This window comes from Stenotrophomonas sp. Ste86, assembly GCF_024519465.1.
Taxonomy (GTDB): domain Bacteria; phylum Pseudomonadota; class Gammaproteobacteria; order Xanthomonadales; family Xanthomonadaceae; genus Stenotrophomonas.
Genome location: NZ_JALJRW010000027.1, coordinates 1 through 24,885, shown reverse-complemented (window position 1 = coordinate 24,885; position 24,885 = coordinate 1). Strand labels below are relative to the sequence as shown.

The 24,885-nt window shown below is 67.3% G+C and carries 23 protein-coding genes; 18 read left to right on the top strand and 5 right to left on the bottom strand.

Annotation, left to right across the window (positions count from 1 at the left end; all coding sequences use genetic code 11):
* Positions 1 to 143: 143 nt before the first annotated feature.
* The gene (locus NR101_RS17305; protein WP_256776924.1) at positions 144 to 2,180 is read left to right on the top strand and encodes a M3 family metallopeptidase; all 2,037 of its coding nucleotides are present in this window, start codon (positions 144 to 146) and stop codon (positions 2,178 to 2,180) included.
* Positions 2,181 to 2,454: 274 nt separating this feature from the next.
* On the opposite strand, the gene NR101_RS17300 is transcribed toward NR101_RS17305, so the two are convergent.
* Both NR101_RS17300 and NR101_RS17295 read right to left on the bottom strand, forming a co-directional pair.
* Positions 2,455 to 3,255 (bottom strand): SDR family oxidoreductase, encoded by an 801-nt coding sequence (locus NR101_RS17300; protein ID WP_256776925.1) that lies wholly within the window; start codon positions 3,253 to 3,255, stop codon positions 2,455 to 2,457.
* The gene (locus tag NR101_RS17295) at positions 3,246 to 3,839 is read right to left on the bottom strand and encodes a DUF1415 domain-containing protein (RefSeq protein ID WP_256776926.1); all 594 of its coding nucleotides are present in this window, start codon (positions 3,837 to 3,839) and stop codon (positions 3,246 to 3,248) included. Before NR101_RS17295 ends, NR101_RS17300 begins: the two co-directional genes overlap by 10 nt.
* A 254-nt stretch (positions 3,840 to 4,093) precedes the next feature.
* Here NR101_RS17295 and NR101_RS17290 point away from each other — a divergent pair, with 254 nt between their 5' ends.
* The 3 genes from NR101_RS17290 (at position 4,094) to NR101_RS17280 (ending at position 7,889) form a co-directional block, all read left to right on the top strand.
* The gene (locus NR101_RS17290) at positions 4,094 to 5,560 is read left to right on the top strand and encodes a benzaldehyde dehydrogenase (RefSeq protein WP_256776927.1); all 1,467 of its coding nucleotides are present in this window, start codon (positions 4,094 to 4,096) and stop codon (positions 5,558 to 5,560) included.
* A gap of 13 nt (positions 5,561 to 5,573) precedes the next feature.
* The gene (locus NR101_RS17285) at positions 5,574 to 6,701 is read left to right on the top strand and encodes an NAD(P)-dependent alcohol dehydrogenase (protein ID WP_256776928.1); all 1,128 of its coding nucleotides are present in this window, start codon (positions 5,574 to 5,576) and stop codon (positions 6,699 to 6,701) included.
* Positions 6,702 to 6,788: 87 nt separating this feature from the next.
* Positions 6,789 to 7,889, top strand: coding sequence for a helix-turn-helix domain-containing protein (locus NR101_RS17280; RefSeq protein ID WP_256776929.1), 1,101 nt, complete (start codon positions 6,789 to 6,791; stop codon positions 7,887 to 7,889).
* Positions 7,890 to 7,944: 55 nt separating this feature from the next.
* Here NR101_RS17280 and NR101_RS17275 read toward each other — a convergent pair whose 3' ends face one another.
* Positions 7,945 to 8,427, bottom strand: coding sequence for a YajQ family cyclic di-GMP-binding protein (locus tag NR101_RS17275; RefSeq protein ID WP_256776930.1), 483 nt, complete (start codon positions 8,425 to 8,427; stop codon positions 7,945 to 7,947).
* A gap of 78 nt (positions 8,428 to 8,505) precedes the next feature.
* On the opposite strand from NR101_RS17275, the gene NR101_RS17270 reads away from it, so the two are divergent.
* The 4 genes from NR101_RS17270 to NR101_RS17255 all read left to right on the top strand — a co-directional run bounded on the left by NR101_RS17270 (position 8,506) and on the right by NR101_RS17255 (position 11,655).
* A complete protein-coding gene (locus NR101_RS17270; RefSeq protein WP_256776931.1) occupies positions 8,506 to 9,402 on the top strand; it encodes a DMT family transporter in 897 nt (298 codons plus the stop codon).
* Positions 9,403 to 9,542: 140 nt separating this feature from the next.
* Complete coding sequence (locus NR101_RS17265) at positions 9,543 to 10,550, top strand: methionine ABC transporter ATP-binding protein (protein ID WP_256776932.1); 1,008 nt, start codon at positions 9,543 to 9,545, stop codon at positions 10,548 to 10,550.
* Entirely contained in the window at positions 10,547 to 11,236 is a 690-nt protein-coding gene (locus tag NR101_RS17260; RefSeq protein ID WP_256776933.1) for a methionine ABC transporter permease, read from the top strand. Before NR101_RS17265 ends, NR101_RS17260 begins: the two co-directional genes overlap by 4 nt.
* A 116-nt stretch (positions 11,237 to 11,352) precedes the next feature.
* Positions 11,353 to 11,655, top strand: coding sequence for a HigA family addiction module antitoxin (locus tag NR101_RS17255; RefSeq protein WP_256776934.1), 303 nt, complete (start codon positions 11,353 to 11,355; stop codon positions 11,653 to 11,655).
* 9 nt (positions 11,656 to 11,664) lie between these two features.
* On the opposite strand, the gene NR101_RS17250 is transcribed toward NR101_RS17255, so the two are convergent.
* Positions 11,665 to 12,270: a lipocalin family protein gene (locus NR101_RS17250; protein ID WP_256776935.1), complete on the bottom strand. Its 606-nt coding sequence runs from the start codon at positions 12,268 to 12,270 to the stop codon at positions 11,665 to 11,667.
* A gap of 161 nt (positions 12,271 to 12,431) precedes the next feature.
* Between NR101_RS17250 and NR101_RS17245 the strand changes: the two genes are divergently transcribed.
* Both NR101_RS17245 and NR101_RS17240 read left to right on the top strand, forming a co-directional pair.
* Positions 12,432 to 12,788 (top strand): hypothetical protein, encoded by a 357-nt coding sequence (locus NR101_RS17245; protein ID WP_256776936.1) that lies wholly within the window; start codon positions 12,432 to 12,434, stop codon positions 12,786 to 12,788.
* Positions 12,789 to 12,822: 34 nt separating this feature from the next.
* The gene (locus NR101_RS17240; RefSeq protein ID WP_256776937.1) at positions 12,823 to 14,916 is read left to right on the top strand and encodes a prolyl oligopeptidase family serine peptidase; all 2,094 of its coding nucleotides are present in this window, start codon (positions 12,823 to 12,825) and stop codon (positions 14,914 to 14,916) included.
* 704 nt (positions 14,917 to 15,620) lie between these two features.
* Here the strand turns inward: NR101_RS17240 and NR101_RS17235 are convergent.
* Positions 15,621 to 16,808, bottom strand: coding sequence for a pyridoxal phosphate-dependent aminotransferase (locus NR101_RS17235; protein ID WP_256776938.1), 1,188 nt, complete (start codon positions 16,806 to 16,808; stop codon positions 15,621 to 15,623).
* Between the two features lie 112 nt (positions 16,809 to 16,920).
* Between NR101_RS17235 and NR101_RS17230 the strand changes: the two genes are divergently transcribed.
* The 8 genes from NR101_RS17230 to hslU all read left to right on the top strand — a co-directional run bounded on the left by NR101_RS17230 (position 16,921) and on the right by hslU (position 24,653).
* A complete protein-coding gene (locus NR101_RS17230) occupies positions 16,921 to 19,041 on the top strand; it encodes a S9 family peptidase (RefSeq protein ID WP_256776939.1) in 2,121 nt (706 codons plus the stop codon).
* Positions 19,042 to 19,147: 106 nt separating this feature from the next.
* Positions 19,148 to 19,573 (top strand): YbaN family protein, encoded by a 426-nt coding sequence (locus tag NR101_RS17225; RefSeq protein WP_256776940.1) that lies wholly within the window; start codon positions 19,148 to 19,150, stop codon positions 19,571 to 19,573.
* A gap of 228 nt (positions 19,574 to 19,801) precedes the next feature.
* On the top strand, positions 19,802 to 20,038 hold the full coding sequence (locus NR101_RS17220) for a lipoprotein (protein WP_256776941.1): 237 nt from the start codon (positions 19,802 to 19,804) through the stop codon (positions 20,036 to 20,038).
* Positions 20,031 to 20,882: a diaminopimelate epimerase gene (gene dapF / locus NR101_RS17215; RefSeq protein ID WP_256776942.1), complete on the top strand. Its 852-nt coding sequence runs from the start codon at positions 20,031 to 20,033 to the stop codon at positions 20,880 to 20,882. The genes NR101_RS17220 and dapF overlap by 8 nt, the downstream gene beginning before the upstream one ends.
* Positions 20,879 to 21,556: a DUF484 family protein gene (locus tag NR101_RS17210; RefSeq protein ID WP_256776943.1), complete on the top strand. Its 678-nt coding sequence runs from the start codon at positions 20,879 to 20,881 to the stop codon at positions 21,554 to 21,556. Before dapF ends, NR101_RS17210 begins: the two co-directional genes overlap by 4 nt.
* A gap of 22 nt (positions 21,557 to 21,578) precedes the next feature.
* The gene (gene xerC / locus NR101_RS17205) at positions 21,579 to 22,469 is read left to right on the top strand and encodes a tyrosine recombinase XerC (RefSeq protein WP_256776944.1); all 891 of its coding nucleotides are present in this window, start codon (positions 21,579 to 21,581) and stop codon (positions 22,467 to 22,469) included.
* Positions 22,470 to 22,560: 91 nt separating this feature from the next.
* The gene (hslV, locus tag NR101_RS17200) at positions 22,561 to 23,112 is read left to right on the top strand and encodes an ATP-dependent protease subunit HslV (RefSeq protein WP_019183676.1); all 552 of its coding nucleotides are present in this window, start codon (positions 22,561 to 22,563) and stop codon (positions 23,110 to 23,112) included.
* Positions 23,113 to 23,279: 167 nt separating this feature from the next.
* On the top strand, positions 23,280 to 24,653 hold the full coding sequence (hslU, locus tag NR101_RS17195) for an ATP-dependent protease ATPase subunit HslU (RefSeq protein WP_256776945.1): 1,374 nt from the start codon (positions 23,280 to 23,282) through the stop codon (positions 24,651 to 24,653).
* The last annotated feature ends 232 nt before the right edge of the window (positions 24,654 to 24,885 follow it).

The following is a 24,885-nucleotide window of genomic DNA, read 5'->3' as shown; positions in this document are numbered from 1 at the left end:
CCAGCCTCGGTCGGCGCCCGTCAGTCGCGCGTGAACATCGGCTGGCCGATCCGGGGCGGTGCATCGCCTGCAGGGCTTGTGCCGGACCGGGGGCAATGCCATATCGTGGGGGAATGCCGCTGCCGCGGCCCCGTTGTCTGGAGATGCCTGTGACCCCCACCAACCCCCTGCTCGATTTTTCCGGCCTGCCGCGCTTCGACGCGATCCAGCCTGAGCACATCGCCCCGGCGATCGACGCGCTGTTGGCCGAGGCCGACGCCGCGGTGACAGCGGCCGAAACCGTCAGCCCGGTGACCTGGGCCAGCTTCGTGGTGCCGCTGGACGATGCCACCGAGCGCCTGTGGCGCGCCTGGGGCCAGGTTGGCCACCTGCAGGGCGTGGTGAACACCCCGGCGCTGCGTGAGGCCTACAACGCCAACCTGCCCAAGGTGACCCGCTTCGGCAGCGCGCTGGGCCAGAACCTGGCGTTGTTCCAGCAGTACCGCGCACTGGCTGCCGCACCGGAAGCGGCGCAGTACGATGACGCCCGACGCAAGGTGCTGGACAACGCCCTGCGCGACTTCCGCCTGGGCGGCGCCGAACTGGATGACGCCGGCAAGGCGCGCTTCAGTGCGATCAAGGAAGAACTGTCGGCGCTGTCGGCGACGTTCTCGCAGAACGTGCTTGACGCGACCGATGCCTGGTCGCTGCACGTGGAAGATCCGGCCGAGCTGGCCGGGCTCCCCGACGATGTGATCGCCGCGGCACGTGCGGCAGCGGAGAAGGACGGTCTGTCCGGCTGGAAGTTGACCCTGCAGATGCCGTGTTACCTGCCGGTGCTGACCTATGCCACGCACCGCCCGCTGCGCGAGGCGCTGTACCGTGCCAACGCGCTGCGTGCGTCCGAGTTCGGCGATGCCGCGTGGGACAACAGCGCCAACATCGACCGCGTGCTGGCCCTGCGTGCCGAACTGGCCGCACTGCTGGGCTTTGCCAACTACGCCGAGTACTCGATCGCCACCAAGATGGCCGAAGACGCCGCGCAGGTGCTCGGCTTCCTCCGCGACCTGGCCGCGCGCGCCAAGCCGCATGCGCAGCGCGACCGCGCCGAACTGGACCTGTTCGCGCGCGACGAACTGGGCCTGCAGACGCTGGAGGCCTGGGACCTGGCGTTTGCCAGCGAGCAGCTCAAGCAGGCCCGCTACAGCTATTCCGAGCAGGAAGTGAAGCAGTACTTCACTGAGCCCAAGGTGCTCGCTGGACTGTTCGCCGTGATCGAAGGCTTGTACGGGCTGCAGGTGCAGCCGGACACGGCGCCGGTCTGGCATCCGGACGTGCGTTTCTTCCGCCTGGTCGATGCGCAGGGCGCGTTGGTGGGGCAGTTCTACCTGGACCTGTACGCACGCGAAGGCAAGCGCGGTGGCGCGTGGATGGACGATTGCCGCAACCGTCGCGATACCGCGGCCGGCGTGCAGACCCCGCTGGTGTACCTGGTGTGCAACTTCGGCAAGGGCGCCGAGGGCAAGCCGGCCACCTTCAGCCACGACGAAGTCACCACCTTGTTCCATGAAATGGGCCATGGGCTGCATCAACTGCTGACCCGCATCGGCGAGCTTGGCGTGGCCGGCATCAACGGTGTGGAATGGGATGCGGTGGAGCTGCCCAGCCAGTTCATGGAGAACTTCTGCTGGGAGTGGGAGCGGGTGCAGGGCATGACCGCGCACGTGGACAGCGGCCAGCCGCTGCCGCGCGCGCTGTTCGATCGCATGCTCGCCGCGCGCAATTTCCAGAGCGGCATGTTCACCGTGCGCCAGCTCGAATTCGCGCTGTTCGACATGCAACTGCACAGCAGCTTCGATCCGCTGCAGGACACCGTGCTGCAGCTGCTCGAGCGCGTGCGCGACGAAGTCGCGGTCAACCGCCCGCCGGCATGGAACCGCTTCCCGCATCAGTTCAGCCATATCTTCGCCGGCGGCTATGCGGCCGGGTACTACAGCTACAAGTGGGCCGAGGTGCTCAGCGCTGATGCGTATGCCGCGTTCGAGGAAGCACCGGGCAACACCGCCGACACCGGCAGGCGCTTCCGCGACGAAGTGCTGTCACGCGGCGGCAGCCGCAGTGCGGCGGAAAACTTCGCCGCCTTCCGTGGGCGCGCGCCCCGCGTGGATGCGCTGCTGCGGCACAACGGCATGGCGGGGTAAACCGCCCGGCGGCGGCAGCGCATTCCAGAGGAAGGGTGGGCGTAGAGCTGAGCCACGCTCGGCTGACGCGCTGCAGACCCGGAACGAAGGGCAGCGACCGTGACGACGGGCAGGCACCGTGGCGAAGGGCAGCCACCGTGACGACAGGCAGGCACCGGGGCGAAGAGCAGCCACCGTGACGACAGGCAGGCGCCGGGGCGAAGAGCAGCCGAGCATGGCTCGGCTCTACCGGCCATGCGGGCCGTGGGGTCGTGGGGGGCCATGCGGGCCGGTTTCATTCGGCGTAGATCATTTTCCGGGTCATGCCGCCATCCACCACGTGGTCCTGCCCGGTGATGAAGCCGGACAGGTCCGACAGCAGGAACACCGCCAGCGCGCCGATATCTTCCGGCTGGCCCACCCGCCCGACCGGGTGCTGTGCATGGTCGCGGCGCGACAGCGTCGGCGTGCGGCGGCGCGCCGGCCCCTGCCAGGCATCGGTGGTGATCCAGCCCGGGCTGATGCTGTTGACCCGCACGTCCGGGCCTTCGCTCAGCGCCAGCGCATGGGTGAACGCCACCAGCCCGCCCTTGGCGGCGGCATAGGCCTCGCTGTCCGCCTCGGACTGCCATGCACGGGTCGAAGCGATGTTGATGATCGCCCCGTCGTGTTCGCGCAGGGCCGGCAGCGCGTGCTTGCTGCACAGGAACGCGCCGTGCAGGCTGGACAGCCGGCGCTGCCATTCGGCCAGCGTCATCGCCGCCAGCGGCGTGCCATGCGCGCTGGCGATGCCGGCGTTGTTGACTAGCCCATCGATGCGGCCGAAGCGCTTGAGCGTCGCCTTCACCAGCGCCTGCACGCTGCGTTCGTTGACCACGTCCGCGCGCTGGAAGGCCGCGCGTTCGGGCAATGCCCACTCCTTCAGGCAGGCCTTGCCGGCATCGGCATCGAGGTCGGCGAGCATCACGCTGCCGCCGGCACCCAGTACCGCCTGCGCGATGCCGCGGCCCACGCCCTGCGCACCGCCGGTGACGATCACCACGCGATCGCGCAGCGGCTGCGGTGCCCACTCGGCAATGGCCGGGGTCAGTGGCACCGTGAGTTGTCCTTGCGCCCGAGCAGGCGCGTCCAGCCTTCCACGCCCAGCTTGTCCAGCGTTTCGATGTTGCGCTCCACGATCACGTCCGGGTCCGGGAACGCGGCCACGGCGCGCTCGACGCTGTCTTCGCGCAGCAGGTGCAGGGTCGGGTAGGGCGAACGGTTGGTGTAGTTGCTGACGTCATCGGCGGCCGCCCCGGCGAACTGGTACTGCGGGTGGAAACTGGCCACCTGCAGGATGCCCTGCAGGTCCAGCGCCTCGATCGCGGCATCGGCGTTGTCGAGGAAATCGTTGTACTCCAGGAAGTCGCCCAGCACGTGCGGATGCACGATCAGCGTGGTGTCGATCTGCTCGGCCGGGGTGTCGCGCAGCAGTACGAGTTCCTCGGCCAGTTCCTCCACCAGTGCCTCCGGGGTGGTGGCATCGCTGAGTACGAAACGCACCTGGTCCTTGACGTACACCGCCTTGGCGAACGGGCACAGGTTCAGCCCGATGACGATCTGCTCCAGCCAGGTGCGGGTTTCGGCGATGAAATCGGTGCCGTCCGGGGCGCTGCTGTCGGTGAAGCGGTCATCGTTCATGGCGGGCGGTATCGCGGGCTGGGCAGGCGATTGTAAGGCGCAGGACGGCACGGGCGCGTATCGGCGCGGACAGGGTGCTGCTCGGCGACCGGCCCCGCACCGCATGCCTACTGTCCATTAACTGGACAGTGGGCATGCTGCAAAGTCCTTGTGCGGCAAGCACTTGTGCCGAATGCGGCCAGAGGCCAATAGGCAGCGCCGCCGTGCGGGTATTGAATGTCCGGGTGAACCAGAACGATAAAGGCGAGCAGACAATGACTGAAACATCCTCCTTCCTTCCCACGGATCTGTGGTCCGGCAAACTGTTCGACGGCACGTGGCAGACCGGCGCCGGCGTCCAGGACGTGATCGAACCGGCCACCGGCAACACCCTCGGGAAGATCGCCATGACCGACCCGGCCGGCATCGCCGCGGCCGCTGCCACCGCCGCCAAGGCGCAGCGCGAATGGGCCGCCGCCCCGTACGAGACGCGCGCCCAGGTACTTCGCCGCGCTGCGCAGTTGGCCGAGCAGTACAACGATGACATCGTGCAGTGGCTGGTCCGCGAAAGCGGCTCCACCCGGCTCAAGGCCGGCTCCGAAGCGAAGGTGAACACCAAGGCGCTGCACGAAGCGTCCGCGCTGCCCTCGCGCAGCATCGGCGAAGTGCTGCCCTCCGAACCCGGCCGCCTCAACCTGGCGCGGCGGCGTCCCCTCGGCGTGGTCGGGGTGATCGCACCGTTCAATTTCCCGCTGTACCTGGCCATGCGGGCGGTCGCGCCGGCGCTCGCGCTGGGCAATGCGGTGGTGCTCAAGCCCGATCCGCGGACCGCCGTGTGCGGCGGCTTCGTCATCGCGCGCCTGTTCGAGCTGGCCGGGTTGCCGGCGGGCCTGCTGCACGTGCTGCCCGGGGACGGCGCCGCCGGTGCCGCGCTCACCAGCGATCCCAACATCGCCATGATCCAGTTCACCGGTTCCACCGGTGCCGGGCGCAAGGTCGGCGAGGCGGCGGGCAAGCACCTGAAGAAAGTCTCGCTGGAACTGGGCGGGAAGAATTCGCTGATCATCCTGGACGACGCCGACCTCGACCTGGCCGTCGCCAACACCGCCTGGGGCGTGTACCTGCACCAGGGTCAGATCTGCATGGCCACCGGCCGCGTGCTGGTCCAGCGCAGCATCCATGCGCGCTTCCTGGAGAAACTGGTGGCCAAGGCAAGATCGCTCAAGGTCGGTGATCCGGCGACGGGCGATGTGGCGATCGGTCCGCTGATCAACGCACAGCAGCGTGACCACGCCGCACGCATCGTCGCCGAGGCGCAGGCCGCCGGTGCCACCCTGGCCACGGGCGGCGGCTACAAGGACCTGTTCTTCGAACCGACGGTGCTCAGCGATGTGGGCCGTGACAACCCGGCCTTCCGCGAAGAGATCTTCGCGCCGGTCGCGGTGGTGGTGCCGTTCGATACCGACGACGATGCCGTCGCGCTGGCCAACGACAGCGAGTACGGCCTTTCGATGGCGATCGTGTCGAGCAATGTCGGTCGCGCGCTAACGCTCGGCGAGCAGCTGCGTACCGGCCTGCTGCACATCAACGACCAGACCGTCAACGATGAGGTGATCAATCCGTTCGGTGGCGTCGGCGCGTCCGGCAACGGCACCAGCATCGGCGGTCCGTCGAACATCGACGAGTTCACCCAGTGGCAGTGGCTGACCGTCAAGGGCGAAGCGCCCGCCTACCCGATCTGAGAAGGAAACCGACATGACCGCAACAACCGAACTGCGCGACATCACCGTGGCCGTGGTGCGCGAGAAGGAACAGCCGTTCACCATCGAAAAGGCCCGCATCCGCGGCCCGCAGGACGACGAAGTGCTGGTCCGCGTGGTCGCCACCGGCCTGTGCCATACCGACCTGATCGTGCGCGACCAGTACTACCCGGTGCCGCTGCCTGCGGTGCTTGGCCATGAAGGCGCGGGTATCGTCGAAGCGCTTGGCCCGGGCGTGAAGGACCTCAAGGTCGGCGACCACGTCGTGCTGACCTACGGCGCCTGTGGTCACTGCAATCCCTGCAGCGGCGGCCACGGTGCGTACTGCAAGGATTTCTTCGGGCTCAACTTCGGCGGTGGCGCGCTGGATGGTTCCACCGCGATCCAGGATCCGGACGGCAACCCGCTGCACGATCATTTCTTCGCGCAGTCTTCGTTCGCCACCTATGCGCTGAGCCGCGAGAACAACGCCATCAAGGTGCCCGAGGATGCGCCGATCGAACTGCTTGGCCCGCTCGGCTGCGGCATCCAGACCGGCGCCGGTGCGGTGATCAACTCGCTCAAGGTCAGCGCCGGCAGCAGCTTCGCCAGCTTTGGTGCCGGTGCCGTCGGCCTGAGCGCGGTGATGGCCGCCCGCGTTGCCGGGGCGACCACCATCATCGCCATCGATGTGGTGCCGTCGCGATTGGCGCTGGCCAAGGAACTGGGCGCCACCCACGTGATCAACAGCCGCGAGGTGGATGTGGTTGAAGCCGTGCGCGAGATCACCGGCGGCGGTGCCAACTTCGCGCTGGAATCCACCGGTCGCCCGGAGGTGCTGGCACAGGGCATCGAAGCGCTTGGCGGGCGCGGCGTGATCGGTGTGGTCGGTGCGCCGAAGCTGGGCACCAAGGCCGAGTTCGACGTCAACAACCTGCTGCTCGGCGGGCGCAGCATCCGTGGCATCGTCGAGGGCGACAGCGTGCCCAAGGTGTTCATCCCGCAGCTGGTGCAGCTGTACCAGCAGGGCCGCTTCCCGTTCGACAAGCTGGTCAGGTTCTATCCGCTGGACCAGATCAACCAGGCGGCTGAAGACAGCACCCGCGGGGTGACCCTCAAGCCGATCCTGACCCTGGGCAAGTGAAACAATCCGTCGCGGACATGGCTATCCGCGACGGCACAGGCAGTCAGGTTGCCGGGTGTACGCTGTCAGTCCCCTGGGAGGTGACCGATGGCCGTGATGCAACGGGAACAGCAGCAGGTACTGGCTGCCGCGCGCCAGCGCTTCGCCGACGGCGGGGCGCTGGCCGAATCGTTGCTGGCGCCGTCGGTGCAGCGTTCCTGGAAGCGCTCACGGCTGGCCGGCGTGCAACCGTGGCAGGCGCCGCATTACGCGCCGCTGGCGACCTCCGGTCCGCGCCTGGAAGACCCGGCCGACCGCCGCCTGGCGCGTTGCGTCCGCGAGGACCTCGACCACCTCTGGGCCGCCTTTGGCGGACGCCAGTGGACCCTGTTCTGCGTCAATGCCGACGGCACGGTCGTGGCCCAGCGCGAGCATGGCCTGGCGGACGTGCCGGTGCTGCGCCCGATCCAGATAGGCAGACGCCTGCGCGAGATCGATATCGGCACCACCGCACCGGCATGCAGCCTCGCCGACGATGCGCCTGCACTGGTACGCGGCAACGAACACTACCTGGACCGCTTCGCCTCGGTGTTCTGCCTGAGCGTGCCGCTGCACGGACTGGACGGACAGGTCCTGGGCGCATTGGACATCACCGGCACCGGCGAACGCGATGCTGAACTGCTGCACGGCTATTTCCGCCAGGCCGCGCTGTCCACCGAAAACCGCCTCATGCGCGAACACCGGCCCTGCCACCTGTTGGCCGTGCAGCACGACGCGCGCTGGCTGCATTCTCCGTTGCAGGGCCTGTTGGCGGTGGAAGAAGACGGCCACATCCGTGCCGCCAACCGCGTCGCGCGACGCCTGTTCGGCCTGCCCCGACGCGGCCCGCTGCCCCTGCTGACCCTCGATGCCCTGTTCGCTGGCGCCAGCGTGCACCAGCGCCGCCGCCTGCTGCAGGCGGGCCCTGCGTACCGTGTACGCCTTGCCGAAGACAGCGCCGTGCAGGTGCAGTACCTGCGTGGACCGCTTGCGGCACGCGCCGGGGTGGGGAGCGATGCAGACGTCCGCGAGGTCGGCAGCCGTTCGTTGCGCGCGCTGACCACGCAAAGCGTGCGCGATGCCGTGGCCGCGCACCAGGGCAACGTCACCGCAGCGGCGCGCCAGCTGGGTATTTCGCGCACAACGCTCTACAAGCACCTGCGCGGATAGCTGTGCGTGGTTGCCGGCCAGCGGCCGGCAATGCCAGCGGAAGATCCGCGTTCGATCAATCGCGGAAATTGTCGAACTGCAGCGGAACCTCGAAGGTCTCCTTCCTCAGCAGCGCCATCGCATCCTGCAGGTCGTCGCGCTTCTTGCCCGTCACCCGCAGCTTGTCGCCGTTGATCTGGCTGTCCACCTTCAGCTTGGCTTCCTTGATCTTCGCCGCGATCTTCTTGGCCACCTTCTGCTCGATGCCCTGCTTGACCGTGATCTTCTGCCGCGCACCGGCCAGATTGGATTCGATGTCACCAAACTCCAGGCACGCTGCGTCGATCTTCCGCGCGGTCAGCCGCTGGCGCAGGATGTCGGTCATCTGCTGCAGCTGGAAATCGCTCGGCGCGGACTGGGTGATCACGCTGTCTTCCAGCACGAACTCCGCCTCCACCCCCTTGAAATCGAAGCGCGTGGACAGCTCGCGGTTGGCCTGGTCGACCGCGTTGGTCAACTCGTGGGTGTCGACTTCGGAAACAACGTCAAAAGAGGGCATGGGCAAACTCCAGCGGATGAATGCCCACATTCTATCAAGCCACCATGGACGGCCCGGCCAAGGCGGCGATAATGGGCCATGAACACGCAGAAATCCCCCACCCGCGCCGTCGCCTGGATGCTGATCGCCGTCGCCTGCTTCTCGCTGATGGATGCGGGCATGAAGCAGCTCTCGGCCAGCTACCCCACCTTGCAGGTCACCTTCCTGCGCGGCGCCGCCTCGCTGCCGTTCGTGCTGGTCTGGGTGCTGGCCACCGCCGGCCCGCGCTCGCTGGTGCCCCGGCGCTGGGCCCTGCACCTGCTGCGCGGCGTGCTGGGCATGGCGATGATCGGCTGCTTCGTCTACGCCCTGCGCAGCCTGCCGCTGTCCACCGCCTACACCATCTACTTCGTCGCCCCGCTGCTGATCGCCGCGCTCTCGGTGCCGCTGCTGGGTGAGCACGTGGGCCCGCGCCGCTGGATCGCCATCGGCATCGGCCTGGTCGGGGTGCTGGTGGTGCTGCGTCCGGGCGTGGGCGGCTTCATCTCCATCCCCGGGCTGATGGTGCTGCTGGCCGCCACCGCCTACGCGGTCGCCGCGATCACCGTCAGCATGCTCACCCGCACCGACACCCCGCAGTCGATGGTGGTGTGGTTCCTGGTGATCATGGCCATCGGCGCCGGCCTGCTGGCCCTGCCGGACTGGCAGCCGTTGCAGCTCGGCCACGCCGCGCTGATCGCCGGCATGGGCCTGGCCGGGGCAGGGGGCCAGGTCGCCCTGACCCGCGCCTTCCAGCTCGGCGAGGCATCGATGATCGCTCCGCTGGAATACACCGGGCTGGTCTGGGTGATCGGCTGGGACCTGCTGTTCTGGGGCGCGCTGCCGGATGGGGCGACCTGGCTGGGCGCGGCGATCATCGTCGCCTCCGGCCTGTACCTGCTGCACCGCGAGCGCATCCGCCAGGTCCAGCCGCCCACACCGCTGGACCATCCCTGAGCCCGCGCGGGGCCCGCCCGGCCCCGATCACGCTGCCTTAGAACCAAACGGAATATCATTGCGCGCTGCCGCACGGGCCAGGGCCGTCCCGCGCTGGTAGGCTGCACGCCCCCTCCCGTCGATGCCCGGTTGACCGCGAAGTGATCGAGTTCCAGCGCCTGCACAAATCCTATGCCGTCGGCGGCCGCGCGATCGCCGCGCTGCAGCCGCTGGACCTGACCATCGAGGCCGGCGAAGTGTTCGGCATCATCGGCCATTCCGGTGCGGGCAAATCGACCCTGATCCGCCTGATCAACCGGCTCGAGGAACCCACCGGTGGGCGCCTGCTGATCAACGGCGAGGATGTCACCGCGCTCGACGCGGCCGGCCTGCGCGTGCTGCGGCGGAAGATCGGCATGATCTTCCAGCACTTCAACCTGCTGTCCTCGCGCACGGTGGCCTCCAATGTCGCCTTCCCGCTGGAACTGGCCGGTACCCCGCGCGCGGAAATCGATGCGCGCGTGGACGAATTGCTGCACACCGTCGGCCTGGAGGCGCACGCGGGCAAGTACCCCGCGCAGCTGTCCGGCGGCCAGAAGCAGCGCGTCGGCATCGCCCGCGCGCTGGCCACCCGTCCGCAGATCCTGCTGTGCGATGAGGCCACCAGCGCGCTGGACCCGCAGACCACCGCCTCGGTGCTCAAGCTGCTGGGCAGGATCAACCGCGAACTCGGCCTGACCATCGTGCTGATCACCCACGAGATGGACGTGATCCGCCGCGTCTGCGACCGCGTGGCCGTGCTCGATGCCGGCCACCTGGTCGAAACCGGCCCGGTCACCGACGTTTTCCTGCACCCGCAGCATCCGACCACGCGGCGCTTCGTCAACGAGTCCGAACAGGTCGACGAAGGCGAGCTGCACAAGGACTTCCAGGCCGTGGCCGGGCGCATCGTGCGCCTGACCTTCCTGGGTGCGGACACCTACGAACCGCTGCTGGGCCGCATCGCGCGCGACACCGGCGTGGACTACAACATCCTGTCCGGCCGCATCGACCGGATCAAGGACACCCCGTATGGCCAGCTGACCGTGTCGCTGGTCGGGGGCGACGTGCAGGCCGCGCAGGCCGGTTTCGTCGCCGCCGGTGTCCACCTCGAGGAGCTGCGTCGATGATCCTGGCTGCTGCAGGCGGCTTCTTCCGCCATCTCGATGCGGGCAAGTGGGCCGATATCGGCCAGGCCACGCTGGATACCCTGTTGATGCTCGGCGGCTCGCTGCCGCTGACCCTGGTCATCGGCCTGCCGCTGGGCGTGCTGCTGTTCCTTACCGGCTCGCCGCAGCTGCATCGCAAACCGGTGCTGTACGGCGCGCTGGCGCTTTTGGTCAACCTGCTGCGCTCGGTGCCCTTCATCATCCTGATGATCGTGCTGATTCCGCTCACGCTGTGGATGATGGGTACCTCGCTGGGTGTGCGCGGGGCGATCGTGCCGCTGGTGATCGGTGCAGCGCCGTTCTATGCACGGCTGGTGGAAACCGCCCTGCGCGAAGTCGACCGTGGCGTCATCGAAGCCACCCAGGCGATGGGCGCCACCACCTGGCAGCTGGTCACCCGCGTATTGCTGCCCGAAGCGCGCCCCGGCCTGATCGCCGGCGCCACTGTTACCGTGATCGCGCTGATCGGCTTCACCGCGATGGGCGGTGCGATCGGCTCGGGCGGTCTGGGCGACCTGGCGTTCCGCGATGGCTACCAGCGCTCGCACACCGACGTGGCGCTGGTCACCGTGGTGCTGCTGCTGGTGCTGGTGCAGGCCCTGCAGATGCTGGGCGATTGGCTGGTGACGCGCTACAGCCGGAAGTGATTGGCAGGTACCGACCGTTGGTCGGTACGGCCGTTTGATCGGTGTGTGACCTTGATTGCCAAGCGGGCGCACGGGATGCACTACGCTGGTTGGGTCATCCGATCATCCAGCCACGCATGAGCCGACCCATCAACAAACTCAGGGCCGTCCACCCCGGCGAGATCCTCCGCGAGGAGTTCCTGCGGCCCTTGCAGCTGAGCATCACCGGGCTGGCGCGGGCACTGGATGTGCCGCCTACGCGTCTGCACGCGATCGTGCATGAAACCCGCGGCGTCACGGCCGACACCGCAGTACGGTTGGCACGTCACTTTGGTGGCGATGCCGCCTCGTGGTTGGCCCTGCAGGCCGAATACGACCTCAAGACGCTCCCCACCCGCCGGGAAATCGAGAGCAGGGTGCAGCCACGCCAGGCGGCGTGACCACCGGCATCAGCGGACGTTCGGGACCTCATAGCCCAACCGGTCCACCTGCTCGGGGTGCTGCGGCACGCGCTTGAGCTTGTCGGTATTGACCCCGTACTCGTCGCGCAGGCGGGTGGCCAGTTCCTTGTACAGGTCCTTGTCCATGTCCGGCTTGCGCGCGAAGATCCAGGCCATCTCGCGGCCCGGGTAGCCGAGCATCGCCCATGAATAGTCCGGCGCCACTTCCAGCACGCGGGTATGGGTCGGCACGACCTTGTAGAACCAGGTACGCCAGTTGTGGTTGCCGCTGTCCTCGTCCACCGAGGCACGCACGGTCAGCTGCTGCTGCGGTTCGGAGAAGCCGTTGCGATAGCGGTAGGTGATGCTCACCTTCTGGTCGCCACGCAGGCTGAATTCGTTGACGCTGGCCACGTGGCCGCGTTCGACCGGATTGGGAACACGGCCGATCACATACCAGGTGCCCATGAACCGCTGCAGGTCGATCGGAGCGCCTGTCGATTCGCTGGCCACCGGTGCCGGGGTCGGCTTGGCCTCGTGGCGGAAGGCGCAGGCGGACAGCAGCGACAGCGTCGACAGCAACAGGACAGCGCGAAGCGGGCGGTTCAGAGACATGCGGCAGGAGGCTCCAGTGGCTGGCAGGGGCATGGTGGGTGGGACGACGGAGAACGTCAATGGTGGCGTTCACACTGGCCCTCCATGCGGCGGCGGCAGGTCGCAGCCAGTGAGATGGTGGCACGGCAAGGTGACGCATCACTTTCGCACGGAGTCGTGTCATGCCCTTGTCGTCTTCGCGTCGTCAACCACGTTCACACGGTCCCTCGCGCACCGCCAGCGCGCCCGATCCGCAGGTGCTGCGCTGGGTCCGGCAACTCGCCCTGGCGGGACTGGCCCTGGTCCTGGTGTGGCCGGCCGCCCGCGGCAGCAGTGTCTGGCTGGGCTGGTTGCCGCTGTGGCTGGTCGGCATGCCGTGGCTGGCCTGGTGGAGCCTGTACCGGTTCCGGCTGCCGCAGCTGCTGCTACGCCGCCGCAGCACGCGCCGTCGCGGCCCACAGGCCCGCCGCCGCACCCGCGTGGCGCCGCGTACCGCGCGCCCTGACCTTCGACACGGGAGCGCCGGCCAGACCGTGTGATAGCGTCCGGGGCTTATGACTGCCTGGAGCTTCAATGTCCAACATCGCTTCGGCCTGCCTGATGGCAGGCCTGATCACGGCCGGTACGGTGGGTACCGCCATGGCCGCTGAGACCCCCGCCGACCCTTACGCGTGGCTGGAAGACGTCACCGGCGACAAGTCGCTGGACTGGGTCAAGCAGCAGAACGCCAAGTCCGAAGGCCGCCTGGCCCAGACCCCGGCGTTCAAGCAGATGGAAGCCAGCATCCGCGAGGTGCTCGATTCGGACGCCAAGATCCCCGGCGTGCAGAAGATTGGCGACTACTACTACAACTTCTGGAAGGACAAGCAGCACGAGCGCGGCCTGTGGCGCCGCACCACGCTGGCCGAATACCGCAAGGCGTCGCCGACCTGGGAAACCGTGCTCGACCTGGACGCGCTGAACAAGGCCGAAGGCGAAAACTGGGTCTGGCACGGTGCCGACTGCCTGCGCCCGGATTACTCGCGCTGCCTGATCGCGCTGTCGCGCGGCGGCGCCGATGCCGATGTCACCCGAGAATTCAACCTGGCCGACAAGACCTGGATCAAGGACGGTTTCTTCCGCCCCGAATCCAAGGGCGGTCTGAACTGGATCGATCGCGACACGGTGTTCGTCTACACCGATTTCGGTGACGGCACGATGACCACCTCCGGCTACCCGCGCGTGGCCAAGCTGTGGAAGCGCGGCACCCCGATGACCTCGGCCAGCATGGTTTACGAAGGCAAACCCGATGACATGTACATCGCGGCGATGCACGACGACACCCCCGGCTATGAGCGCAACCTGGTCAGCCGCACGCTGGCCTTCTACAACAACGAGGTCTACCTGCGCGGCAACGATGGCACGCTCACCAGGATCGATGCGCCGAACTCGGCAGAGAAAGGCCTGCGCAAGCAATGGCTGACCCTGGAACTGCGCGAACCGTGGACCGTGGGCGGCAAGACCTATACCGCCGGTTCCCTGCTGGTGACCAAGCTGGATGATTTCATCGCCGGCAAGCGCGCGTTCGAGGTGCTGTTCGCCCCGACCGCGACGACGTCGCTGGCCGGCACCAGCTGGACGAAGAATCACCTGGTGCTCAACGTGCTCGACGACGTCAAGAGCCGCCTGAGCGTGCTGACCCCGACCGAGAATGGCTGGAAGAAGAGCGACTTCACCGGCGCGCCGACGTTCGGCACCGTGGCCGTCGGTGCGGTCGATGCCGACGACAGCGACGCGGTGTGGATGACCGTCACCGACTACCTGACCCCGACCACCCTGGCGCTGGCCGAGATCGGCAAGCAGCCGGAAGTGCTCAAGACCATGCCGGCGTTCTTCAATGCCGACGGCAAGGTGATCGAGCAGCACTTCGCCACCAGCAAGGACGGCACCCGCGTGCCGTACTTCGTGGTGCATGCCAAGGACATGAAGCTGGACGGTTCCAACCCGACCCTGCTGTACGGCTACGGTGGCTTCGAGATTTCGCTGACGCCGTCGTATTCGGGCGGCATGGGCCGGGCGTGGCTGGAGAAGGGCGGTGTGTACGTGGTGGCCAACATCCGTGGCGGCGGCGAGTACGGCCCGCGCTGGCACCAGGCGGCGCTGAAGCAGAACCGCCACAAGGCGTATGAAGACATGGCCGCGGTCGCACGCGACCTGGTCAGCCGCAAGATCACCTCGGCCAAACACCTGGGCGTGCAGGGCGGCAGCAACGGTGGCCTGCTCACCGGCAACATGCTCACCCAGTACCCCGAGCTGTTCGGGGCGGTGGTGGTGCAGGTGCCGCTGCTGGACATGAAGCGCTACAGCCACCTGCTGGCGGGCGCGTCGTGGATGGCCGAGTACGGCAATCCGGATACGGCCGACTGGGATTTCATCAAGACCTTCTCGCCGTACCACCTGTTCGATCCGAACAAGACCTACCCGCCGGTGCTGTTCACTACCTCCACCCGCGATGACCGGGTGCATCCGGGCCATGCCCGCAAGATGGCGGCCAAGATGATCGCGGCCGGCAAGGATGTGACCTACTACGAGAACATCGAGGGCGGTCACGGCGGTGCGGCGAACAATGCGCAGGCCGCGCATATGTCGGCATTGGCCTATAGCTTCCTGTGGGAGCAGTTGCGGTAGAGTCGAGCGTTGCTCGACTGGTACCGTTGAGCGCTGCTCAACTGCTGGGATGGCCCATCGGCCCGGTAGCCGCAGAGAATAGCCGAATGCATCTTCGGTCCGACTCCGGGTGGTGGGGCGTCGTGTTGGCCTCACCCCAGTTTCAACGCCACGCAGCAATGCGTGGCGTTTTTTTTGGGTTTTTCTTTCGCCTGCGGCGGGCTTTCAAGTGCGGAAGGCAACTGCAGGATCAACGTCAACTTCATTTTCAACCGCCGCGGGTGTGCGCCTTCGCTGGCTTGGGCGGGTACGGGTGGGTGTGCGGGACACGCTGCAAGTACATCCATGTAAGCTCGCGGGCGCCATCCATGGCGCCCGACGGTCCCGCACACCCACCCGTACCCGCCCTTGACAGTGTGCGGGTGCGCAACCAAGAAGCAGGGAAGCGAAGAGCGGTGAAGCCGGCGATGCCTTGTGCTGGCGCTTTCGCGTTGTGCCATGGCCACCGACCAGTTGTCTGGGGGTGGGGGTGTGTGGATTCGCGGGACCGTCGTACGCCATGGATGGCGTACGCGAGCCTCCAAGGATGGATTTACGGCGTGTCCCGCGAATCCACACATCCCCGCCCAGCTCGACCGTTCGCCGCCTTTGCGGCTTCTGTGCCTTTTCAGCTTTTGCAGTTTTTGCAGCTTTTCAGCTTCTAAAGCTCCTAAAACACCACCGCATCACCGTACCCACGTCTCCAACCCACGCCGGATACGCGCCACCGCCTCTTCCAACCGCGGCACCTCCTGCGTGTAGGCCAACCGCACGTGCTCGTTGGCGCGGTAGTGCCCGAAATCCAGGCCCGGGGTAAACGCCACGTGCTGGGTTTCCAGGAAGTGCGTACAGAACGCCTGCGCATCATCGGTGAACGCGCTCACGTCGCAGTACAGGTAAAACGCCCCTTCGGGCTCCACCTCGATACGGAAGCCCAGCGCGCGCAGTGCCGGCAGCAGGTAATCGCGACGCTCGCGGAAGGCCGCGCGGCGTTGCTCGAAAATCGCGATCGTCTCCGGCGCGAAACAGGCCAGCGCCGCGTGCTGGGCAATGCTCGACGCACTGATGTACAGATTCTGCGCCAGCTTCTCCAGGTCCGGCACCGCCTGCGGTGGTGCCACCAGCCAACCCAGGCGCCAGCCCGTCATCCCGTAGTACTTGGAAAAACTGTTGAGCACGAACGCCTCGTCGTCCACCTGCAGCACGCTCGCCGCGTCCATCCCGTACGTCAGGCCGTGGTAGATCTCGTCCACCACCAGGTGCCCGCCGCGGGCCTTCAACGCCTGCGACAGCCCGCCCAGCTGCTGCGCCGACAACACCGTCCCGGTCGGGTTGGCCGGCGAGGCCACCAGCGCGCCGACGCTGTCGGCGTTCCAGTGGTGCTCGACCAGTTCCGGGGTCAGCTGGTAGGCCGTCTGCGGGCCCACCGGCACCAGCTGCGCCGCGCCTTCCACCAGGCGCAGAAAGTGCCGGTTGCAGGGATAGCCCGGATCGGCCAGCAGCCAGTGCCTGCCCGGGTCCACCAGCAGGCTGCTGGCCAGCAGCAGCGCGCCCGAGCCACCGGGGGTGACCAGGATGCGCTCCGGGTCGATCTGCACCTGGTAGCGGTCGTGGTAGAAACCGGCGATGGCCTGGCGCAGGGCCGGCAGGCCGCGCGCGGCGGTGTAGCGGGTGTGGCCGGCGGCCAGCGCGGCCTGGCCGGCCTGGACGATCGGCGCGGCCGTGGTGAAGTCCGGCTCGCCGATCTCCAGGTGGATGACATCGTGGCCGGCCTGTTCCAGCGCCTGCGCGCGGGCCAGCAGCGACATCACATGGAAGGGCTCGATTTCCTGGCTGCGGCGGCTGTAGCCGGCCGTGATCGTGGGGGTGCTCATCTGGCGCATTCTAGGGGCAGTGGCGACCGCCCTGCTTGCCGCTGCCCCACCGGCCGCCCAGACTGGGGCGAACACGGACGCCATTGCATTCCCCCGCCAGGAGCCTTATCTCGTGAAACCCGCCCTTTGCTTATTGGTTGCCAGCCTGATGACCTCCACCGTGCATGCCGCCCCCGCGCTGACCCCACCCGACGCCGAGAAGCACCCGCACACGGTCAAGGCGCCGTTCGGGGCCACCCGCAACGACGACTATTACTGGCTGCGCGACGACAAGCGCGAAGCGCCGAAGATGCTGGCCTACCTGAATGCGGAAAATGCGTACACCGACCAGGTGATGGCGCCGCTCAAGCCGCTCGAAGACACGCTTTACAAAGAGATCGTCGCGCGCATCAAGCAGGACGATGCCAGCGTGCCCGCGCGTGATCGCGGCTACTGGTATTACACCCGCTTCGAAACCGGCAAGGACTACCCGATCCAAGCGCGGCGCAAGGGCAGCATGGACGCGCCGGAAGAGATCCTGCTGGACATCAACGTGATGGCCGAGGGCAAGAACTACTTCGATGTCGGCGATGCCGATGTCAGCCAGGACAACCAGCTGCTGGCCTGGGCCGAAGACGACGTCGGCCGCCGCCAGTACGTGATCCGCTTCAAGGACCTGCGCACCGGCCAGGTGCTGCCGGACCGCATCGAGAACGTCTCCCCGAACGTGGTCTGGGCCGATGACAACCGCACCCTGTTCTACGTCGAGAATGACCCGGAAACCCTGCTCACCGTACGGGTGAAGAAGCACGTACTGGGCACGCCGACCAGCAGCGACGTGTTGGTCTACGAAGAGAAGGACGACAGCTTCTACATGGGCGTGGGCCGCACCCGCGACGATAAGTACCTCACCATCGAACTGCACAGCACGGTCAGCTCGGAAACACGCTACGCACCGGCCGCCGATCCACAGGCATTCACGCTGTTGGCCGCGCGTGCGCGCGACGTCGAATACGATGCCGACCACTTCAACGGTCGCTGGGTGATCCGTACCAACGATGCCGATGCGAAGAACTTCAAGATCGTCACCGCGCCGAGCAATGCCACCTCGCGCAAGCAGTGGACCGACTGGGTCGCGCACGATGATGCGGTGCTGGTCGAAGGCTTCGAGCTGTTCGACGGCTTCAGCGCGATCGCCGAGCGCTCCAATGGCCTGGAGCGGATCCGCCTGCTGTACCCGGACGGTCGCCAGGACTACGTCAAGGCCGACGAACCGGCCTACTCGATGGGCCTGGCCGCCAATCCCGAGCCGGACAGCCCGTGGCTGCGCTACGCCTACAACTCGCTCACCACCCCGACCACCACCTTCGAACTCAACACCGTCACCGGCGAGCGTCGCCAGCTCAAGCAGCAGCCGGTGATCGGCTACGACCCGTCGCAGTACACCACCGAGCGGGTCTGGGTGACCGCGCGTGATGGCGTCAAGGTGCCGGTGTCGCTGGTGTATCGCAACGGGTTCAAGAAGGACGGCAGCGCCGCGCTGTACCAGTACGCCTATGGCAGCTACGGCATGTCGATGGACCCCGGTTTCAACCAGAGCGTGGTCAGCCTGCTCGACCGCGGCGTGGTCTACGCCATCGCGCACATCCGCGGTGGCGAGGAAATGGGCCGCGCGTGGTACGAGGAGGGCAAGCTGCTCAAGAAGCAGAACACCTTCAACGACTTCGTCGATGTCACCCGCGAACTGGTCCGCCTGGGCTATGCGTCCAAGGACCGCGTGGCGGCCTCCGGCGGCAGCGCCGGTGGCCTGCTGATGGGCGCGGTGGCCAACCAGGCCCCGCAGGATTACCGGGTGATGGTCGCGCAGGTGCCGTTCGTGGACGTGGTCACCACCATGCTCGATGCCAGCATCCCGCTGACCACCAACGAATACGACGAGTGGGGCAACCCGGAGCAGCGCGAGTACTACGACTACATGCTCACCTATTCGCCCTACGACAACGTCAGGAAGCAGGCCTATCCGGCGCTGTTCGTCGGCACCGGCCTGTGGGATTCGCAGGTGCAGTACTGGGAGCCGGCCAAGTGGGTGGCCAAGCTGCGCGATGACAACACCGGTACCCATCCGATCGTGTTCCGCACGAACATGGAGGCCGGCCACGGCGGCAAGTCCGGGCGTTTCCAGCGTTACCACGAGCTGGCCGAATCGTATGCGTTCGTGCTCGACCAGCTCGGCGTGACCCAAACCACCCGGTAAGCCCGGCGGCTGGCCGGCAACCCGGTCCGCCGACGGCCCCGCGTCGTCGGCGGCGCGTATGGCGCGGACCATCGCCGTTGCCGTCCGGCCTCGCTATGCTGCATGCGTGACCCTGCCTGAGCGCCCTGATGTTCCCGATGCACCGGCCCCGCGGCCGGTGGTGCGGTTCCGCTGGGCATGGTGGTTGCTGGCCTATGCCAGTCTGGGCACCGGCATCGTCGGCATCTTCGTGCCGGGGTTGCCCACCACGGTCTTCATCCTGATCTCGGCCTGGGCCGCCTCGCGCGGCTCCGAGCGCCTGCACGCCTGGCTGTTGCAGCACCCACGCTTCGGCCCGGCCATCGTCAACTGGCAGGCCCATGGTGCGGTCAGCCGCTACGCCAAATGGATGGCCACCCTGACCATGACCGCGTGCGCGGGCATCATGCTGTGGTGCGTGCCGATCGCCTGGGTGAAATGGCTGTCCATCGGCAGCATGACCGTGGTGGCAATCTGGCTCTGGAGCCGACCGCAACCCCCCACCGACCGGTAGTGCCGGCCGCTGGCCGGCAACCCAGGACCCCGTCAGGACACGCATCGTAGCCGGCCGCTGGCCGGCTACCCAGGACCCCATCAGGGCACGCATCGTAGCCGGCCGCTGGCCGGCAGCCCATGACCCCATCAGGACACGCATCGTAGCCGGACATCGGCCGACACCCCGCCTGGCCACGTTCATCGAATCGATACCCTCGGCCAAAGAGGGCGCGGCTATACTCGGGGCATGAGCATCCCCCATCGCAACCGAATCCTGATTCCGTTGGCAGCGGCCTCGCTGCTTCTCCTTGCCGCCTGCGGCAACAAGGGCCCGCTGGTGCTGCCGCAGAAGCCGGTGCCGGTGGAAGAAGTGGCCGAGCCGGCCACTGATGAAACCACGCCCCCGGCCGATGACAGCAACACGCCGCCGGTGGTGCCCGATCCGGTCGATGCACCGCTGAAGTCCGAAGACGGGAATGAATAAGGCCGCGTCCACGGCACTGCGCTTCAGCAAGATGCACGGTGCCGGCAATGACTTCGTGGTGTTGGACCTGCGCGACGGCACCCCCGAACCCACCCCGGCCCTGGCCGCACGGCTGGCCGACCGCCACACCGGCGTCGGCTGCGACCAGATCCTCACCATCGAAGCCCCGCGCGCGGAAGGCTCGGTGGCGTCCTACCGGATCTGGAATGCCGATGGCTCCCAGTCCGAGCAGTGCGGCAACGGCGCGCGCTGCGTGGCGGCCTGGCTGGTGCGCGACGGCGCGGCCGGCGGCAACCATTTCACCATCGACAGCCCGCTGGCCACCCACAGCATTGAACGCCTGGCCGATGACCAGTACGCGGTGGCCATGGGCGTGCCGCGCTTTGAACCCCAGCAGATCCCACTGCTCGGTTTCGCCCGCGCCCGCGACGAATACCTGCTGCCGCTGCAGGGCGACACGGTGCGCTTCGGCGCCGTGTCGATGGGCAATCCGCATGCGGTGATCGAGGTCGGCCTGGTCGACGCGGCGCCGGTCGAACGGCTCGGCCCGCTGCTGCAGCAGCACGCAACCTTCCCGCAGTCGGTCAACGTCGGCTTCGTGCAGGTGCTCGATCCCACCCATGCACGCCTGCGCGTGTACGAACGCGGCGTCGGCGAAACGCTGGCCTGCGGCAGCGGCGCCTGCGCCGCGGCGGTGGTGATGATGCAGCGCGGTCGCCTGGAGCGTGATGCCACCTTGTCGCTGCCGGGCGGTACGCTGCGCCTGCGCTGGCCGGCCGACGACGCCCAGGTGGTGATGTCCGGCCCGGCAGCCTTCGTCTTTGAAGGGGAGTGGAACGCATGAACGAGACCGTCGAAAAGATCGGTGCGCATGAAGTCGCCGCATGGCTGCGTCGGCATCCGGCGTTCCTCAAGCAGTTCCCCGACCTGGCCCTGACCCTGGTGGTGCCGCGCGATGACGGTCCTACCGCGTCGCTGGCCAGCTACCAGCTGGACGTGCTGCGCGACAAGAACCGCGAACTGTCGCGGCGGCTGGCCGAGCTGGCCGGCAACGCACAGGTCAACGAACGCCTGGCCGTGCGCACCCACCAGCTGACCCTGGCGCTGATGAAGCAGACCACCGCCGCCGACACGCTGCGCGCGATGGCCGCGTCGCTGGAAGAGGATTTCGCCGGCGATCTGGTCCGGCTGGTGATGCTGCACCCGGTGGAGGGGCTGGAGCAGGCACCGTGGTTGCAGGTGGTCGCCGAGGACAGTGCCGCGCTGGGCGCGTTCCGCGATTGCCTCAAGGATGGCGAGCCGATCTGCGGCCGCCTGCAGCATGAAAAGAGTACGTTGCTGTACCAGGAGCGCGTCGAGGAAGTGCAGTCCAGCGCATTGCTGCCGCTGCCGGGCGTTGGCCTGATCGCGGTCGGCAGCCGCGATGCCAATCGGTTTTATCCCGGCATGGGCACGCTGTTCCTGCGCATGATGGGCGAGTCGCTGGGCGTGGCGTTGAAGCGCTTCGCGCAGGCCTGAGTCCGTACGCCCTCCCGTTGCCATGAGCGCCGCCGCCGAGTTCCTTGGCTACCTGGAGGTCGAGCGGCGCATGTCGGCGCACACGCTGGATGCCTACCGCCGCGACCTGGAGGCGCTGGAGGCGTGGTCGCAGAAGCAGGGCGCGGTGATCGAAGCGCTGGATGGCGAGCAGTTGCGCCAGTTCATCGCCGCCGAGCATCGTCGCGGGCTGGCGCCCAAATCGTTGCAGCGCCGCCTGTCGGGCTGTCGCAGTTTCTATGCGTGGCTGCTCAAGCACCGTCGCATCACGGTCAGCCCCGCCGCCGGATTGAAGGCGCCCAAGGCACCACGCAAGCTGCCGCAGGTGCTGGACGCTGATGAAGCGGTGCAGCTGGTCGAACTGCCCACCGATGCGCCCCTGGGCCTGCGCGATCGCGCGCTGCTGGAGCTGTTCTATTCCTCCGGGCTGCGTCTGAGCGAACTGTGCGCGCTGATCTGGCGCGATCTGGATTTCGCCACCGGGCTGGTCAACGTGCTGGGCAAGGGCAACCGCCAGCGTCGCGTGCCGTTCGGTTCGCACGCGCGCACCGCGCTGGAAGGCTGGCGTGGCGAGAGTGGCGGTGGCGAGGCACAGCCGGTGTTTCCCGGTCGCAAGGGCGGGCCGATCACCCAGCGCGCGATCCAGATCCGCATCCGTGGGCTGGCCCAGCGCCAAGGCCTGTTCAAGCATGTGCACCCACACATGCTGCGGCACAGTTTCGCCAGCCACATCCTGGAATCCTCCGGCGACCTGCGCGGAGTGCAGGAGCTGCTCGGCCATGCCGATATCGCCACCACGCAGATCTACACCCACCTGGATTTCCAGCACCTGGCCAAGGTCTACGATGCGGCCCACCCGCGCGCCAAGCGGCGCAAGAGCGGCAACGAAAGCTGAATCGATCCGCTGCGTCACCCGGGCGCAGGGCAGGGTGGGTTGAAGCCTCCGGCAACGACCCCACCTCAGTCCTTGTCACCCCGGAGGCTCCATGGACCCCAGTCAGAACCCCAACGTATTTCATGCCACCACCATCATTTCGGTGCGCCGCAACGGGCATGTCGCCGTCGCCGGCGACGGCCAGGTCACGCTCGGCCACACGGTGATGAAGGGCAATGCCCGCAAGGTGCGCCGGCTGGGTCGCGAGGGCCAGGTGCTGGCAGGTTTCGCCGGTGCCGCGGCCGATGCGTTCACCCTGTTCGAACTGTTCGAGGCCAAGCTGGAAAAGCACGGCCAGCTGCAGCGTGCGGCGGTGGAGCTGGCCAAGGATTGGCGCACCGAGCGCCGCCTGGGCAAGCTCGAAGCGCTGCTCGCGGTGGCCGACAAGGACACCTCGCTGATCATTAGTGGCACCGGTGATGTGATCGAGCCGGAGGACGGCATCATCGCCATCGGTTCCGGCGGTTCCTACGCCCTGTCGGCCGCACGCGCGCTGATGGCGCACACCGAACTGGACGCCCGCACGATCGCCACCGAGTCGATCAACATCGCCGGCGACATCTGCATCTACACCAATCGCAACGTGGTGGTTGAAGAGCTTTGACGGGTACCGTCAGCGCATTCGCGCTGCCGCCCCACGCGTTGCTGCGCAACATGCCCCGCCGCTTCGCGGCAGCCCCCTGACTCAGGGGGCTCTGCACCCGCTACATGGCGTAGTGCCGGCCGCTGGCCGGCAACCCCGACACACCACATTCATTCGTGAGCACACCCATGCCGCACAAGATTGAAGTCTCCTCCGCCACCATGACCCCGCGCGAGATCGTGCAGGAGCTGGACCGGCACATCGTGGGCCAGCACGACGCCAAGCGTGCGGTCGCCATCGCGCTGCGCAACCGCTGGCGGCGCATGCAGCTGCCGGCCGAGCTGCGCAATGAAGTGATGCCCAAGAACATCCTGATGATCGGTCCGACCGGCGTGGGCAAGACCGAGATCGCGCGTCGCCTGGCCACGCTGGCCAACGCGCCGTTCGTCAAGGTCGAAGCTACCCGCTTCACCGAAGTGGGCTACGTCGGCAAGGACGTGGAGCAGATCATCCGCGACCTGGCCGACACGGCCGTCAAGCTGTACCGCGAGCAGGCCAAGGTGCGCGTGCGCACCCAGGCCGAAGAGCGTGCCGAAGACCGCATCCTGGATGCGCTGCTGCCGCGTCGCAGCGCCGGAATCGGCTTCGATGCCGAGGCCGCGCGCAACGAGCCGTCGGCGCAGGACAATGAAACCCGCATCAAGTTCCGCCGGATGCTGCGCAATGGCGAGCTGGACGAGCGCGAGATCGAGCTGGAAGTCTCGGCCAACGTGAGCATGGACATCATGACCCCGCCGGGCATGGAGGAAATGGGCCAGCAGCTGCGCCAGATGTTCTCGAGCATGGGTGGGGCGAAGGCGCAGAAGCGCACGCTGTCGATCAAGGCGGCGCGTCCGCTGCTGGTCGAGGAAGAGGCCGGCAAGCTGGTCAACGAGGACGATATCCGCAGCGCGGCGATCGAGGCCTGCGAGCAGCACGGCATCGTGTTCATCGACGAGATCGACAAGGTGGCCAAGCGCGGCGACAACGTCGGCGGTGGCGATGTGTCGCGCGAGGGCGTGCAGCGCGATCTGCTGCCGCTGGTGGAAGGGTCCAACGTGTCCACCAAGTACGGCACGATCAAGACCGACCACATTCTGTTCATCGCCTCCGGCGCGTTCCATCTGGCCAAGCCGAGCGATCTGATTCCGGAGCTGCAGGGGCGTTTCCCGATCCGGGTGGAGCTGGGCGCGCTGAGCAAGCAGGACTTCGTGCGCATCCTGACCGAGCCGAAGGCAGCGCTGACCAAGCAGTACGAGGCGTTGCTGCAGACCGAGGGTGTGTCGATGACATTCACCGTGGATGCGGTGGACCGTCTGGCCGAGATCGCGTTCCAGGTCAACGAGCGCCAGGAGAATATCGGTGCCCGTCGTCTGCACACGGTGCTGGAGCGTCTGCTGGATACGCTGAGTTACGAGGCCCCCGACCGCGACGGCGAGACCATCAGCATCGATCAGGCTTACGTGGACGCGCATCTGGGCGAGCTGGTGCAGGATCCGGATTTGAGTCGTTACATCCTGTAACGGCTTGGGATGATCGAGCGATACAAATGCGGCGGCGCGAAAGCGTCGCCGCTTTTTTTTGTGTTTTTTGCGGGTGTCTACGGGTGGGGTGAAGGGCGACCGCAACTGCGAGCGAGGGCAGGTTGCCGCTTGCGACGTGGCTGGGCGGGGGGGTGTGAGTTCGCGGGACACGCCGTGAATCCATCCCTGGAGGCTCGCGTACGCCATCCATGGCGTACGACGGTCCCGCGAA

What these genes read in the sequence shown, in the direction of transcription:
- NR101_RS17305 (WP_256776924.1), top strand. Translation starts at nt 144, where the DNA reads ATGCCTGTGACCCCCACCAACCCCCTGCTCGATTTTTCCGGCCTGCCG.
- NR101_RS17295 (WP_256776926.1), bottom strand. Translation starts at nt 3,839, where the DNA reads ATGAACGATGACCGCTTCACCGACAGCAGCGCCCCGGACGGCACCGAT.
- NR101_RS17290 (WP_256776927.1), top strand. Translation starts at nt 4,094, where the DNA reads ATGACTGAAACATCCTCCTTCCTTCCCACGGATCTGTGGTCCGGCAAA.
- NR101_RS17285 (WP_256776928.1), top strand. Translation starts at nt 5,574, where the DNA reads ATGACCGCAACAACCGAACTGCGCGACATCACCGTGGCCGTGGTGCGC.
- NR101_RS17280 (WP_256776929.1), top strand. Translation starts at nt 6,789, where the DNA reads ATGGCCGTGATGCAACGGGAACAGCAGCAGGTACTGGCTGCCGCGCGC.
- NR101_RS17275 (WP_256776930.1), bottom strand. Translation starts at nt 8,427, where the DNA reads ATGCCCTCTTTTGACGTTGTTTCCGAAGTCGACACCCACGAGTTGACC.
- NR101_RS17270 (WP_256776931.1), top strand. Translation starts at nt 8,506, where the DNA reads ATGAACACGCAGAAATCCCCCACCCGCGCCGTCGCCTGGATGCTGATC.
- NR101_RS17260 (WP_256776933.1), top strand. Translation starts at nt 10,547, where the DNA reads ATGATCCTGGCTGCTGCAGGCGGCTTCTTCCGCCATCTCGATGCGGGC.
- NR101_RS17255 (WP_256776934.1), top strand. Translation starts at nt 11,353, where the DNA reads ATGAGCCGACCCATCAACAAACTCAGGGCCGTCCACCCCGGCGAGATC.
- NR101_RS17250 (WP_256776935.1), bottom strand. Translation starts at nt 12,270, where the DNA reads ATGTCTCTGAACCGCCCGCTTCGCGCTGTCCTGTTGCTGTCGACGCTG.
- NR101_RS17245 (WP_256776936.1), top strand. Translation starts at nt 12,432, where the DNA reads ATGCCCTTGTCGTCTTCGCGTCGTCAACCACGTTCACACGGTCCCTCG.
- NR101_RS17240 (WP_256776937.1), top strand. Translation starts at nt 12,823, where the DNA reads ATGTCCAACATCGCTTCGGCCTGCCTGATGGCAGGCCTGATCACGGCC.
- NR101_RS17235 (WP_256776938.1), bottom strand. Translation starts at nt 16,808, where the DNA reads ATGAGCACCCCCACGATCACGGCCGGCTACAGCCGCCGCAGCCAGGAA.
- NR101_RS17220 (WP_256776941.1), top strand. Translation starts at nt 19,802, where the DNA reads ATGAGCATCCCCCATCGCAACCGAATCCTGATTCCGTTGGCAGCGGCC.
- dapF (WP_256776942.1), top strand. Translation starts at nt 20,031, where the DNA reads ATGAATAAGGCCGCGTCCACGGCACTGCGCTTCAGCAAGATGCACGGT.
- NR101_RS17210 (WP_256776943.1), top strand. Translation starts at nt 20,879, where the DNA reads ATGAACGAGACCGTCGAAAAGATCGGTGCGCATGAAGTCGCCGCATGG.
- xerC (WP_256776944.1), top strand. Translation starts at nt 21,579, where the DNA reads ATGAGCGCCGCCGCCGAGTTCCTTGGCTACCTGGAGGTCGAGCGGCGC.
- hslV (WP_019183676.1), top strand. Translation starts at nt 22,561, where the DNA reads ATGGACCCCAGTCAGAACCCCAACGTATTTCATGCCACCACCATCATT.
- hslU (WP_256776945.1), top strand. Translation starts at nt 23,280, where the DNA reads ATGCCGCACAAGATTGAAGTCTCCTCCGCCACCATGACCCCGCGCGAG.